Below are 13,633 nucleotides of genomic sequence, written 5' to 3'. Positions count from 1 at the left end.
CTTGCTATACCTACCGGTCGGTATAGCAAGGGGGCTTTACTTTCGTAGCGGGGGGGATACGCCCCCTTCCCGCACATACGTATGATTCCGAGTATTACCAGTTTTCGCCGAGGCGTTCGAAATAACCCTGGGGATGCGCGCATGCCGGGCACATCTTGGGGGCTTCCTTGCCGACGTAAATAAAGCCGCAGTTGATGCATCTCCACGTAGTCGGGGATTCCTGCACCCACATGTCGTTGTCTTCAATATGCTTTGCCATCGCTTCATAGCGTTTCGCGTGCTGCTTCTCCGCTACCGCGATATTGTCCATGACGGAGGCGATAGTGTCGAAGCCTTCAGAGCGCGCGACCTTCGCGTAGTCGGGGTACATGTGCTGCCATTCATGGTTTTCGCCCGCCGCCGCCTGCTTGAGGTTTTCCAGGGTGGTTCCGATATAGCCGGCAGATCCGCCCGCGGGAATAGCGAGTTCAGCTCCGCCTTCGAGGAACTTGAACAGGCGTTTTGCGTGCTCTTTTTCCTGCTCGGCGGTCTCGAGGAAAATCTGCTGGATCTGGATATAGCCTTCTTCCTTGGCCTTGCTCGCCCAGTACGTATACTTGTTGCGGGCCTGAGACTCGCCGATGAACGACGCGAGAATGTTCTTTTCCGTTTGAGTTCCCTTAACCGATTTCATGAGAATACCTCCGTTTTATTTATCGTTCTTTAGAAGAACGCTTTGTTCAAGATGTGTTCGGGCGCAAGCGGCGCAGACTCCCTGGAACGCGATGCTGTGGGAGCTGATGCTGAATCCGGTCAGCCGTTCGGCTGATTCCTCCAGGCCCGCGGGGGGAGGCAAAAAGACGTCGTCCACTCTGCCGCAGCGGGTACATCTGACATGGTAATGTACGCTGGTGTCGGCGTCAAATCGTTCAATGCTGTCCCCGGCTCTGATCGTCCGGATCTCGCCCTCTGCTTCCAGAACGGAGAGGTTCCGGTACACCGTGCCCAGGCTGAGCCCGGGGAAATCGGGCCTGAGGGCTGCATGCAGCCAGGACGCCGTGGGGTGCGCCTTGGTAGACCGCAAAAGTTCGAGAAGCGCTGTTTTTTGCCGGGTTGTTCGGTGAAACATTCTATCCTTATCAGGAATGATTCCTGATAATATACTGCTTGGTTTTATTTGTCAAGGAAAATGACGATGGTAGAGATATGAGACAGCTATATATAAAAGAACAAAGCCGCAGCGTTTTCTCCCGGAAACGCTGCGGCTTCGCCGTTTTCCCAATTCTTTTATCAGGACGGAAATCACTGACTCTTGTATAATACTGATGAAATTCGGGTTCCGTCAAGTTTTTTAATGCAATTTTATGCATAAAATTATGTTTTATTGCATATTTATAAACAAGGAACTTTTTTGACACGAATGACGATTTTTTTTAATACTTTCAGTGTGAGGTTTTGATGAGAATCATCGGTTTTCGTACAGCGGCGCTGTGCTTCATTTTCGCCTGCGCGTCGTTTTTTCCTGCGTTCGCAGAAAAGGGAACGGTAAAGCTCCGCCTGGCGGGATCTCCGGTAGCCCTTGAGTATATATCGCTCCTGCTGACCCGCGCGCTGGAGGCTCAGGGGTATTCGGTAAAAATCGATAATCTGGGGTATATCCCGACCACCCGGCTGGAAGTGATGCTGAAGGATGGCGATGTTTCGGCGTATATTCTGGGCGAAACTCCCGAGCGGATGGAAAAGTTTCTTCCCGTTCGGGTATCGTGCACCGACAATTTGATGGGGCATCGAATCCTGTTTATCCGTCCCGAAGACCAGCCCTTATACGACACGGTGAAAACGCTCGAGGACTTCAAGGCGCTTGGAAAGACAGCGGGGATGGGCGAAGCCTGGGGCGACGTTCTGATCTGGAGAAAAAACGGACTTGCCGTGCAAACCCAGCCCGGCGAATGGAAACACCTCTATAACATGGTCGCGGCAGGAGGCAGGGGCGTGGATTATCTGTCTCGGGGCGCCCAGGAGATGGCGGCGGAGTGGAGAGAACATCCCGAGCTCGCAGTTGAGAAGAATCTCGTATTCGTGTATCCCCGCGACCATCTGGTATTCGTGACGCCCAGGGAGCCGGGCTTGCATGCCTTGCTGGAAAAAGCCCTGCAGGAAGCCGAATCCTCCGGCCTCATCCGCGATCTCGCCCTCGACTTCTACGGATCGGTCTACGAGCCGCCGGTGAATCTGAAGGAACGAATCATCATTCCCCTTGAGCTGCCGTGAACCCCTCTCTTGACTCTAACCCCGAAAAACGGCTACAGTACACGGGCATTTCCCCAGTCAGTCTTCTTCTTCTACATCGAAATGCGCCGGGCCTATAGCTCAGTTGGTTAGAGCTGCGGACTCATAATCCGTCGGTCCCTGGTTCAAGTCCAGGTGGGCCCAAAAAAACAAGAGCCGTCCTTCGGGGCGGCTTTTGTATTTTGGGCAGTAGATAAATGAAAACGCGCAGCGTTTTCTACTGCTCGCCTGGACTTGAACCGGAAGGCCCGCGCCGCGAATGCGGCGAAAAGGCGCCAGGACGGCGCCGACAGGGCCTGGAGGCGGCCCGGAAGGAGCGCACACGAAGTGCGCTATTGAAGGGCAAGGCCTGAGTGGGCCCAAAGAGATTTCCTTACTTTGTAAGGAGATACATGCTTCCCTTCAAAGAAAGATGCATGCATAGTTAACATTTTAAGGCAAAAGTTAAGGCGCGATTGTGCCAAGGCTTTTGATTTAAAGGGGCTGTGTATGCGTCCTTTTTATCTTTACAAGACCCATCGCGGCATTTTTTACGTGCAATTTTAAAACGAAAAGACGCACGAGCGGTTCACCGCACTTTCAACAAAACAACGAAATTACACTGATGCTATGAGGGTCGCTTGATCCTGGAAACTTCGATTCATGGTCTGGAACTTTCACTTTTCGGATTCATTGGTTTGACTTTATGAATCATAGCGACATCCAAGGCGATGTGCAAAATACAGTTGAGCTGGTCATGTCCTCAGCCTCTCGGCTTCGAGGCCATGCCGCCCCTGTTATCGCCGCCTCCCTCCGGCAATCGTCATTCCGGATAGTACATCCTGACGTCCGCGGGATCGACGGTTTCGGAGAAGCTGAACTTCAGTTGATCGAAGGCGGGTTCGCCTCTGAGCGTCGCGGGATCTATTCCCAGGGCGAGGCCTTCGACCGGCTGGTTCTTCTTGAAGTCCGGCGAGAAGTTTCCGTTGAGGTCGTGGAAGGCGACGATCGCGTATTCTCCGTACGGAACATCTTGCAGGATGATGTCCTGCGAACCCTTTGTAATGTCGAGCACTCCCGAGCGTATGAAGTTTCCTTCGCGGATGGGGTCGTTTGCGTAGAGCGCGTATACGAGCTTGCCTCCAAGGGTCTGGTCAAGGCCGGTTATCTTCACCTTGAGGTATCCTGATGCGAGGCTCGATCTTTTTTCGGTTTTGGCGGGATTGTAGCGGACTTCCTGCAGCTGTATGGTGAGCCACCCCGGTTCTTTTCTGATGTTCAGCATCGGGCCGGCCGCTTCGCGGAAGGGGGCTTGCGTGAGTTCGGCCCAGGGGGTGGGGTAGTATTCGCCGGCGCGGCCGACTGCCCAGATGGTGACCGGTTCGTTTGCGTATTTGGCGAGCTCGGATCCGATTTCCACGTTCGGCTGGAATACCTGGTGGTTTCCCATCGGGATGAAGTCCGCCGGGACGTAGAGGTAGTGGAAATTGTCGGGGAAATAATAGCGGAAGATTCCGAAGGTGTGTTCGCTGCCGTGGACGAATATGTCGCCCGGCTTGACGCGCCCTGAGTATTCTTTCGCGACGATGTCTCCGGCGCCGTTGACCCGCATGGTATAGGTGCTTTTCAGAATCGGGAAGGTGAAGAAGAGGTAGGCGGCGCACATCGCGGCGAGAATCCGTTTGCTGCCGAACGAATGGGCGAAATAGGCGAAGGCGATGATGAGCGACCCCATGCAGGTAACGAGGTATCGTTCAACGAAAATCGGGCGGATTGCCCAGGAAAGAAACACTCCGGCCGCGAAGGTGAGCCAGTATACGAGCAGGGCGGAAAGCGGCAGGAATACTCCGCGGTCTTTGCGGATCAAGCCGCGGACTATGCCGGCTGCGGAAAGGGCCTGCACTCCGAGGAAGAGGAAAAAGGAAGTCGCGCCGTGCGGTCCTCCGAAGCGCTGTCCGAAGGGGAACGAAAGAATGGCGAAAGCCGACTGGAGATTGAGCGGCTGTATCCAGAAGTTTTTCGCGACCCGGCTCGCCTGGTTCGCCAGGGCGAACGCCCAGGGAAGGAAGAGAACGATAACCGCGCCGCCGGCGACGAGGCAGCGGAAGAGGGGCGTTCCCCTGCCGAGCTTCTTTTCGCCGGGCCTGGCGGGAGCCGCGAGAATTCTGATGAAGAGGACGCACCAGTAGAGTCCGGCGGCCATGAGGGAGAAATAGTGCGTCCAGGCGGCGGCGCAGGCGAACGCTCCCAGGGCTATCCAGTCGCGGAGTCGGTTGTCTTCCGCTGCGGCGTACCCGGAGAGAACCATGCCGGTTACGAAGAACGAGGCGAGCGCGTACATGCGGGCTTCCTGCGCCGCGCCTATCGCCATCGGCGTAACGATGAAAAGCGCGGCGAAGGCGAGGGCTCCCGGGCTGCCCCATCGTTTTCTCAGGAAGGCGCAGGCAAGGGCTATCGTCCCGATCGACGCGAGCGCCGAGAGCCCCCGTATTACGGCAAGCGAATGTCCGAATACCGCGGTCAGCATCTTGAGCAGGATGTAATAGAGCGGCGGATGGCTGTCGGTGGAAACGAGACGAAGTATGTCTCCCATCGAGTGTGTCACCGTGGCGACCGTATAGCTTTCGTCGTACCAGAGGGCGTCGGCGGAAATATTGAAGAAGGTCATGCCGATCGAAAGAAGCAAAACGGCAATCCAGAGCGGCCAGTACCGTGCCAGGTCCTCGTCGGGTTTTTTATAGAAACGCATAATCTGTTCTCCTGATTTCGCGATGGTTCACGTTATTTTCTTCCATTGTAAGGGCGAGTATTTCTCTTGTCGAGAAAAAAGCGCGGACGGCATCGGTCCTAACGGAAATAGCCTGTGCCAGCCGTGAGGTTAACCTGCGAGATTGCAGGGTCGGCATCAAATGAACGGGAGCAGAAACCGGCGTGCCGTTTTTGGACGCGCCCCCGGTTATTCCTGCGATTCGCTTTGAATCTGCGCGATTGCGTTCGGCGAGCAAGATCGGCAGCGGCGATGGCGGAATCCGGGCGAGGGCTTCGTGGAAGTGTAGCAGGAAGTGCTACACTTAGCTGATATAGTAAAGTGACAAGTCTTTTGTAAGTGTTAAGCGGAGGAGAACGGAGGTTACAGATGGCCGAAAAAAACAGAATACTGATGTCTGATTTATGGCCGTTTTTCAAAAAAGTATGATAAACTGGAGAAAATTAACAAAAAAAAATAAGGATTTACTAGTATGAGCGGAACAATGAATGACGTTTTTAGCTTTCGCGATGCTGTTATCAACGATTATTCCAGTTTTTCGCGAAGTTTTTCTACCATTTCTGCACCGGATATTAAAAGTAAGGTTGATTCTGAATATGAACAAGGGCGGTACTGGCCTGATCCTTTGATTCAACTGAACTCTAATTATAAAAAAGCCGATTCCATTCCGGTGCTTTGCGGCGAGGGCGTGTTGCATCCTGAATGCGAGCATATATTCGTAGCGGGAAAACCTGAAGGTCATCCCCAGCCATTGACTCTTTTTACGCATCAGCAGGAGTCTCTCGCCAAAGCGCGAAATCATGAAAGTTTTGTTGTCACAACAGGTACGGGCTCCGGAAAGAGTCTTTCGTTTTTTATTCCTATCATTGATCATGTGCTTCGAGCGAAGGAGACTGATCCGACCAAGCGGACTCGGGCAATTATTATTTATCCGATGAATGCTCTCGCGAATAGCCAACTTGAGGAGCTGGACAAATTTCTGTATGGTTATGAAAAAGGCTCTCAGCCTTTTTCTGTCGCGCGGTATACGGGTCAGGAAAATGCTATAGAACGGCAACGTATTGCAGATAATCCTCCTGATATTCTGTTGACCAATTTCATGATGCTGGAGCTGTTGCTCACAAGATATCAGGAACGCGATTTTAAGGTTGTAAGCCATTGCGAAAGTCTTGAATTTCTGGTTTTAGACGAATTACATACGTATCGCGGCAGACAGGGCGCTGATGTGGCCATGCTGGTGAGGCGCTTGAGACAGCGCCTCCATGCCGAGAATCTTGTATGCATCGGGACCTCGGCAACAATGTCCAGCGTTGGAAGCGAGGATGATCAAAAGCAGGTTGTCGCGGATGTGGCGAGTCTGTTGTTTGGCGCCCGTGTTACGAAGGAAAATGTAATAGGCGAGACGCTTCAAACCGCAACAGATCCTCTTATGAGTATTGAAAAAGTTAAGCCTATTCTTGCCCGCCGCATAGAAGGCGGAGTTTCTGAATGGGCCTCGCTCGATGCGTTTTATGCCGATCCCCTGACTATATGGGTTGAGCGAACACTTGGCGTGATTACTGAGGGGCTTTCAGCTCCAAAACGCGCGAAGCCTATATCGTTAAAGGATGCGGCAAAGCTTCTTGCTCGGGATGCAGGGGTATCCTGTGGAACAGCAGAAATAGCGCTTCATTCTTTTTTGATGCGTGCTCATGGACTTCCGGACGACCATGGACGGAAACCGTTCGCCTTTAAGTTGCATCAATATATCAGCGGTCCCGGGAAAGTCCTGTGCACGCTTGAATCTGAGGGATCCCGTTTTATAACTCTTGAGGCTCAGCGATTCGCTCCGGGAAGAGAAAATGATGGGGTGCTCTTATATCCTGCATATTTCTGTCGCGACTGCGGAGTTGAATACTTTCCGGTACAGAAAATAGCCGGGCGATGGATGCCTCGAGAAATCGACGATGCCGTTCCTAAAGATATGGAAGGATTCTTCGGATTTCTTGTACCTGATCGATCCGGGTATGATTTTACCGGAATCATAGATGACTTACCGGATTTCTGGCTAGATTGGAAAGCATCGACTCTACGGGTGAAAAGCGCGTACTCAAAGTTTATTCCGGTTAAGTATGAACTGAACGCACGTGGAGAGCGGGGGTCTGTCCCTTTCTGGTATCTCCCTGGTCACGTCCGGTTTTGTCCGTGCTGCGGGATGGTTCATGAAACTAGCGGAAAGGATATAAACCGTCTTTCCGGTTTATCCGGCGAAGGCCGGTCGTCAGCTACGACAATGATTACTTTAAGCGTTCTTCAGAATCTCTTCTCCGGAAAAATTCTTGAAGGCGAGTACGATCCCAGAAAAATGCTCGGCTTTACAGACAATCGCCAGGACGCTGCCTTGCAGTCCGGGCATTTTAATGATTTCATTTTTCTTGTTCTTCTCAGAAGCGCGCTTCTTGCAGCCCTTCGGCAATCAGGCGGTTCATTGAATGAAGAGCTTTTGTCTGAGCGTGTTTTTTCAGCGCTCGGGTTTGATCGAAACGATATAGGGATTAAAGCGGAATATCTTCAGAATCCAAAATCATTCGGCCTTAATCTCAATGAAGCACAACGTGCGGTTAAGTTTGTACTTGGATACCGCCAGCTTCGCGAGTTGCGAAAAGGGTGGCGATATAATAATCCCCCTCTTGAGCAGCTGGGACTTCTTTCCATCACGTATACTGGCTTAAGAGACTATGTTTCGGATGACCAATATTTCTCGTCAGATTCCGGAATTCTCGAGATGCTCGATCCTGCATCGAGAGAGGAATTATTCTCATTTGTGTTTGCCGAAATGCGGAAAAATCTGTGCATTGAATCGCGATATCTGAGTCATCAGGACCAGGAACAAATGAAGACTCTTGCGTTTAACCATCTGCTTGAGCGCTGGAGTTTTGGAGCCGACGAAAAGTTGGCTACTACTCGCTATCTTACTCTTTCGCCTATTCCAAAAAACACCCGGCATGGCGAGGATCTGTTGGTGAGCGGAGGAAGCCGCTCCCGCTTGATACGAAATCTCAGAAGATGTTTGTTTTGGAAGAAAACTCCTGTAGCGGAAGATATCCTGAAAATGAAGGAAGTCGAGCTTATTGAAATAGTGGAAGCTGTTCTTGAGAAGGCCGGCGAGTATGGTTATGTGACCAGGGTGGAAATTGATCGAGGTGTGCCGGGATGGGCTTTAAAGTCGAGCTCCATGGAGTGGTCTATTCCTTCAAATCCTGATGACTTGAACGGCGGTAGTAAGCGTGCAAATATTTTTTTTCGGGAGTTATATCAGAATGTAGCGGATACGCTCGGTGGTGCTGATCATCATTTGTATGAATTTGAGTCTCATGAACACACCGCTCAAGTTGATTCGCAGGATAGAATGGATCTTGAAGCGCGATTCCGCTATACGGTAAAAGATAAAGAGTGGTGGTGCGAAAATCATGTCGACCGGTCAGAGCTTCAGCGGCTTCCTGTTTTGTATTGTTCTCCGACGATGGAGCTCGGTGTGGATATTTCCTCACTTAATACCGTATATATGCGGAATGTTCCTCCGACTCCTGCAAACTACGCTCAGCGTAGCGGCCGGGCTGGTCGTTCCGGACAGCCTGCTCTTGTTGTTACCTATTGCTCATCACAAAGTCCTCATGATCAGTGGTTTTTTAATCATAAAGATCAGATGGTTCATGGAATAGTAAAACCTCCGACTCTGGATTTAACCAATCGGGAGCTCGTTGAGAGTCATCTTCATTCCATTTGGATTTCCGCGCTCCGCATTGAATTGGATACAAGTGTCGCGGATCTAGTTTTGAGAGACAATGCAAGTTACCCGCTTATTCCGGAGCTTCTAACCTGTATCAGAGATTCCAGGATTGAACAGGATGCTCTGAAAGAGGCGTTTTTGATGGTTGCGGCTTTAAAACCGTTTATCGGCAGCGAAGCACCCTGGCTTACTGAAGAGTATGCGGCGGCTGTGATAAAAAAAGCGCCCGATGAGTTCGATCGCGCGTTCAACCGATGGAGAAACCTTCATCGTGCGACGATTAAACAGATTCAACAGGCTACTGAAATCAGTACCGGCAACGCCTTTACTCCTGCCGATAAAGCGAGCGCGAATCGACGTTTCCTGGACGCGACCCGGCAGCTTGCTGTTTTGGAAAGCAGTCATGCTTCGCAGAATTCGGACTTTTATACCTTTCGTTATTTAGCAGGCCAGGGCTTCCTCCCCGGGTATAATTTTCCTCGACTTCCGCTGATGGCATGGATCCCTTCCCGTAAAGCCTATAGGGGAAAGAAGGAAGACGGCGGCAGCATGGTAAGCCGACCGCGTTTTCTGGGGCTTTCCGAATTCGGTCCCCGTAGTCTGATTTATCATGATGGACGCATGTACCGGGTGAATAAGGCAAAGCTCAACTCCGGTACCGGAGATCAAATCAGTACTGGCGCGCGTCTTTCTACCTCGAGCACAATTGTGTGCTCCGAATGCGGATACGGCCATCTTTCTGCTGACGGGAAGACCGATGTTCTTGTTTCCCGTTGTGAGAATTGCGGTGCCGAACTGACAAGCGATTGCCGCATAGACAATCTATATAGAATCGAAACCGTGGAAACTGAAGCAGTCGAGCGGATTACTGCAAATGAGGAAGAACGCCAGAGGCAGGGGTATGACTTGCAAACCATGTTCCGCTGCATTCCCGACTCCGCTGGTAACATTCAGCAGGCCAGATCAGAAATACAGTCTTCTTCAAGCGGCGAGGGAGACACGGTTGTCGCAGAGTTGATCTACGCGCCTTCAGCTTTATTGTGGCGGATAAATCGCGGCTGGAAACGACGAAAAATGAAGAATGTGTTCGGTTTCTTTATTAATCCTGTCAGCGGATACTGGAGCAAGGACGAGTCAGTCGATTCCAATGAACAGGGTGACGATTCGGAATCAAAGACTAAAGTCCCTCCACAGCTTATTGTACCCTTTGTGGAAGATTGCCGGAATATTCTGATTCTTGCCCCAAGCACTATTCCTTCGATCGAAGCAATGGCAACCGTGCAGGCTTCCCTAAAGCGCAGCATCGAACAGCTGTATCAGATCGAAGAATCGGAACTTGCTGTTGAACCTCTTCCGCTCGATCAGGACAGAAAGAGAATTCTGTTTTATGAAGCCGCAGAAGGCGGAGCCGGAGTATTAACGCGGCTTGTGAACGAGCCCGGAGAATTTGCCCGGGTAGCGCGCCGTGCGCTTGAAATTATGCATTATAGCGTTCCGGATGAGCTAAAAAGTCGCGCCGATCTTGTCGACGACCCTTCATCAATGGGCGAGACCCGATGCGTAGCCGGATGCTATAGATGTCTTCTTTCGTATTATAATCAGCCAGAACATCTGATCCTCGATCGCAGAAACGAGGAGGCTCTCGATATCCTCATCGCGATCGCAACCAGCGATATCAAACCCATGAAAGTAACAGCCGTCGCGGAAGATTCATCGGCAAGCGAGCTTTCACGATTCATAGAACGTAGCGAGTTGAGAAAAGCTGATGAATACGGATATGCATTGAAGGGCGCTAACGCGGACGCCGCAGCCCTCTATCGAGCGCTGAAGGTTGTACTCTTTTTCGAGCGTCCCGAACATGAAGCCGAACAATGGCTTTCTGATAAAGGCTATGTTTCCATCGTTATAGGAAAAACAGAATCAGATTGGGAGAAAGCTTTCGCGGAACACGCGGATGTTTTTCCCGTAAGCGGAGCAACTGAATGACGAACACTGCAGAACAGACAACAAGCTTTTCCCCCGGATCGTTGGTACGGGTAAGAAACAGAGAATGGGTTGTTCAGACTAACGACGACCCGGATCTTCTTAAGCTTCGCCCGCTCGGCGGTTCAGACGACGATATTCAGATCATTATGCCGTCGCTGGAATCCACAAAGGTGGAAAGCGCGACCTTCCCTCCGCCCGATAGCTCGACGCCGGGTTCCTACAGCTCGGCCATTTTGCTTCGCGACGCCCTCCGCTTGAAGCTGCGCTCCGGAGCGGGGCCCTTCCGGAGTTTCGGCCATATTGCGGTGGAGCCGCGCGCCTATCAGCTGGTGCCGCTCCTCATGGCGCTCAAGATGCCTGTTGTGCGCCTCCTTATCGCGGACGATGTCGGTATCGGAAAAACAATAGAAGCCGGACTCATTGTCCGCGAACTTCTCGACCGCGGAGAGATCAGCCGTTTTGCCGTTCTCTGTCCGCCGCATCTCGTGGAGCAGTGGCAGTCGGAACTTCTCGAACGCTTCCATATCCGCGCGGCCGCAGTAACCGCTTCGAGCGTCGCTCGCCTTGAGCGCGAGATTCCGCCGGGTGAATCGCTCTTTGCCCATTTCCCTGCGGTAGTCGTGAGCCTTGATTACATCAAAAGCGAAAGCCATCGCGACCACTTTCTCTCCGGAGCTCCTGAGTGTATCGTGGTTGACGAAGCCCATACCTGCACAATGACGGGCTCTGGCCGACAACTCCGCTTCGCCCTGCTCAAAAAACTCACCGCCGATGCCGACCGGCATCTTATCATGCTCACAGCGACTCCTCATTCGGGAGACGACGACGCGTTCGGCAATCTGCTATCTCTGCTGAATCCTGCTTTCTCGGGGTTGTCGTCTGCCGGAGGTTCGCAATCCGGCACGACCGGCTCCGATTCCCTTCGTGCAGATCTCGCACTCCATTTCGTACAGCGCCGAAGAATCGATATCGGAGAATGGCAGGACAATTCAATATTCCCGACCCGAAAAGTCAAAGACGCATCTTACGCGCTTACCGGCGAGTGGGGATCTTTCTTCGACGAAGTCCGCGAGTACTGTTACGGAATAGCGCAGCGTGCCGAGAACGAAAAGGGAGAGAAGGCTCGCATGATGTGGTACGCCACGCTTGCCCTTCTCCGCTGTATCTCCTCGTCTCCGGCGGCGGCGGCTTCCGCCTTGGGAACCCGCCTTTCCGGAAAGCAGGACTCTGCCGGCGACCTCGCAGAGGACGAGTTTTCCGCCGATGAGCGAATCGACGACGGTGTGGGCGAAGAACTCGCCTCAAACGACCTGGAGCCCGCCGCCCGTATCGACGACCCTGAGCGAACAGAAGAATTGGCCCTGCTCGAAGGTTTTCTCGCCCGCTCGAATTCCTTGCGCGGACCTGCCCGGGACCCAAAGCTCGCTAAACTCATCAAGGAAGTCGAGAACCTTCTCAAAGAAAAATTCCGCCCGGTAATTTTCTGCCGGTATATAGCAACCGCCGAATATGTCGCGGAGGAACTTAAAAAGCTTTTACCAAAAGCCGTTATCGATTGTGTTACCGGCTTGCTTACAAGCGACGAACGCGCGGAAAAGGTCTCCCTGCTTTCTGAAGAAGAACAGCCCATACTCGTCGCGACCGACTGCCTGTCCGAAGGAGTCAACCTGCAGGAGGGCTTCAATGCCGTTGTTCACTATGATCTTGCCTGGAACCCGACCCGGCACGAGCAGAGGGAAGGCCGCGTCGACCGCTTCGGCCAGGAGTCGAAAGAGGTTCGCTGCATAATGCTCTACGGAGCCGACAATCCTGTAGACGGTTTTATTTTCAACGTCATTCTGAAAAAAGCTGACACGATAAAATCAAAACTCGGAGTTCTTGTTCCCATGCCGGATAACGATCGGCGCATGCGATTCGCCGTCGTAAAAGCGGCGCTCATGAAAAAGGGGAGAAGCGACTACACGCAAACGACCTTCGATTTTGGAGAAGATGCCGAGCTGAAAGATATCGTGGACAGCGTTAACGAACGCTGGACCGACGCTATGGAAAAGGCGAAGGCGAACCGAACCGTCTTTGCCCAGCGCCGCCTCAAGCCGGAAGACGTAATCCCGGAATGGAATCGGCAAATGGCCGCATTAGGCGATTCGCGCGATGTCGAGCGGTTCGTCGTGGAAGCGCTCACGCGGCTCTCCGCGAAACCGGATAGGGCTGGCGATCACCGCTACACAATCGCCACAGCACCGCTGCGGCCTGAGCTCCGCGAACGTCTTTCCTCGGAAGGCATTGAAAAAACCATCCCGGTTTCCTTCGAGTATCCGCCTGCGGCCGGATTCCGCCATGTACACCGGAGCCACAGTCTTGTGTCAATTCTTGCAGACCATCTGCTGGAAACGGCGCTTTCTCCCGAACCGTCGGTCGCGTCCCGTTCAGGAGCCTTCGAGACTTCGACCGTAGACGCCGTAACAACCATATATTTGTTGCGCGTCCGGCACCGGATCTCGAACGAATCTCGGGCGAACAAAGCCGAGCTTATGGCGGAAGAATCCGTCGCGCTCGCTGTCGCAGGCCGATCCAATCCCGTATTCATTCCCGGCGAAGAAGTCGAAAAACTGCTTGATCGCCACCCCGAATCGAACCTTGATCTTTCTGCGATAACCCGCGAAGTTCAAAAATCGATCGACTGGTATGCCGACAATCTTGCGCTATTTACCGCAGAAGCAGAGCGCCGGGCGGAAATCCTTCAAGCCGACCACACCCGGGTCAGGAGCGCAAGCAATATCAAAATCGGGAAGACCGTTGTCAAGCCCTGTCTCCCCCCGGATCTTATCGGAGTGTATGTACTCCTCCCTTCTGGAGATATCTAA

General features: G+C 52.6%; 6 protein-coding genes and 1 tRNA gene. 4 read left to right on the top strand and 3 right to left on the bottom strand.

Annotated features, from left to right (window positions below; translation table 11 throughout):
• Window positions 1–94: 94 nt before the first annotated feature.
• Window positions 95–673 (bottom strand): rubrerythrin, encoded by a 579-nt coding sequence (rbr, locus tag K7J14_RS05330; RefSeq protein ID WP_230754030.1) that lies wholly within the window; start codon window positions 671–673, stop codon window positions 95–97.
• 15 nt (window positions 674–688) lie between these two features.
• On the bottom strand, window positions 689–1,108 hold the full coding sequence (locus tag K7J14_RS05325; protein ID WP_230754027.1) for a Fur family transcriptional regulator: 420 nt from the start codon (window positions 1,106–1,108) through the stop codon (window positions 689–691).
• A 329-nt stretch (window positions 1,109–1,437) separates the two neighbouring features.
• On the opposite strand from K7J14_RS05325, the gene K7J14_RS05320 reads away from it, so the two are divergent.
• Together K7J14_RS05320 and K7J14_RS05315 are read left to right on the top strand one after the other, a co-directional pair.
• Window positions 1,438–2,250, top strand: coding sequence for a hypothetical protein (locus tag K7J14_RS05320; RefSeq protein WP_230754025.1), 813 nt, complete (start codon window positions 1,438–1,440; stop codon window positions 2,248–2,250).
• A gap of 88 nt (window positions 2,251–2,338) precedes the next feature.
• Window positions 2,339–2,412, top strand: a tRNA-Ile gene (locus K7J14_RS05315).
• A 658-nt stretch (window positions 2,413–3,070) separates the two neighbouring features.
• Here the strand turns inward: K7J14_RS05315 and K7J14_RS05310 are convergent.
• The gene (locus tag K7J14_RS05310; protein WP_230754023.1) at window positions 3,071–4,996 is read right to left on the bottom strand and encodes a DUF2141 domain-containing protein; all 1,926 of its coding nucleotides are present in this window, start codon (window positions 4,994–4,996) and stop codon (window positions 3,071–3,073) included.
• 490 nt (window positions 4,997–5,486) lie between these two features.
• On the opposite strand from K7J14_RS05310, the gene K7J14_RS05305 reads away from it, so the two are divergent.
• Both K7J14_RS05305 and K7J14_RS05300 read left to right on the top strand, forming a co-directional pair.
• Window positions 5,487–10,769, top strand: coding sequence for a DEAD/DEAH box helicase (locus K7J14_RS05305; RefSeq protein WP_230754021.1), 5,283 nt, complete (start codon window positions 5,487–5,489; stop codon window positions 10,767–10,769).
• Complete coding sequence (locus K7J14_RS05300; protein WP_230754019.1) at window positions 10,766–13,633, top strand: helicase-related protein; 2,868 nt, start codon at window positions 10,766–10,768, stop codon at window positions 13,631–13,633. Before K7J14_RS05305 ends, K7J14_RS05300 begins: the two co-directional genes overlap by 4 nt.

The sequence above is a fragment of the Teretinema zuelzerae genome (assembly GCF_021021555.1).
GTDB classification, from domain to species: Bacteria; Spirochaetota; Spirochaetia; order Treponematales; family Treponemataceae; genus Teretinema; species Teretinema zuelzerae.
Note: the sequence above shows the minus strand (reverse complement) of the source record. Positions and strands in the feature narration are given on the sequence as shown.

Coding starts and splice junctions, on each gene's coding strand:
- K7J14_RS05300 (WP_230754019.1), top strand. CDS start 10,766: ATGACGAACACTGCAGAACAGACAACAAGCTTTTCCCCCGGATCGTTG.
- rbr (WP_230754030.1), bottom strand. CDS start 673: ATGAAATCGGTTAAGGGAACTCAAACGGAAAAGAACATTCTCGCGTCG.
- K7J14_RS05325 (WP_230754027.1), bottom strand. CDS start 1,108: ATGTTTCACCGAACAACCCGGCAAAAAACAGCGCTTCTCGAACTTTTG.
- K7J14_RS05305 (WP_230754021.1), top strand. CDS start 5,487: ATGAGCGGAACAATGAATGACGTTTTTAGCTTTCGCGATGCTGTTATC.
- K7J14_RS05310 (WP_230754023.1), bottom strand. CDS start 4,996: ATGCGTTTCTATAAAAAACCCGACGAGGACCTGGCACGGTACTGGCCG.
- K7J14_RS05320 (WP_230754025.1), top strand. CDS start 1,438: ATGAGAATCATCGGTTTTCGTACAGCGGCGCTGTGCTTCATTTTCGCC.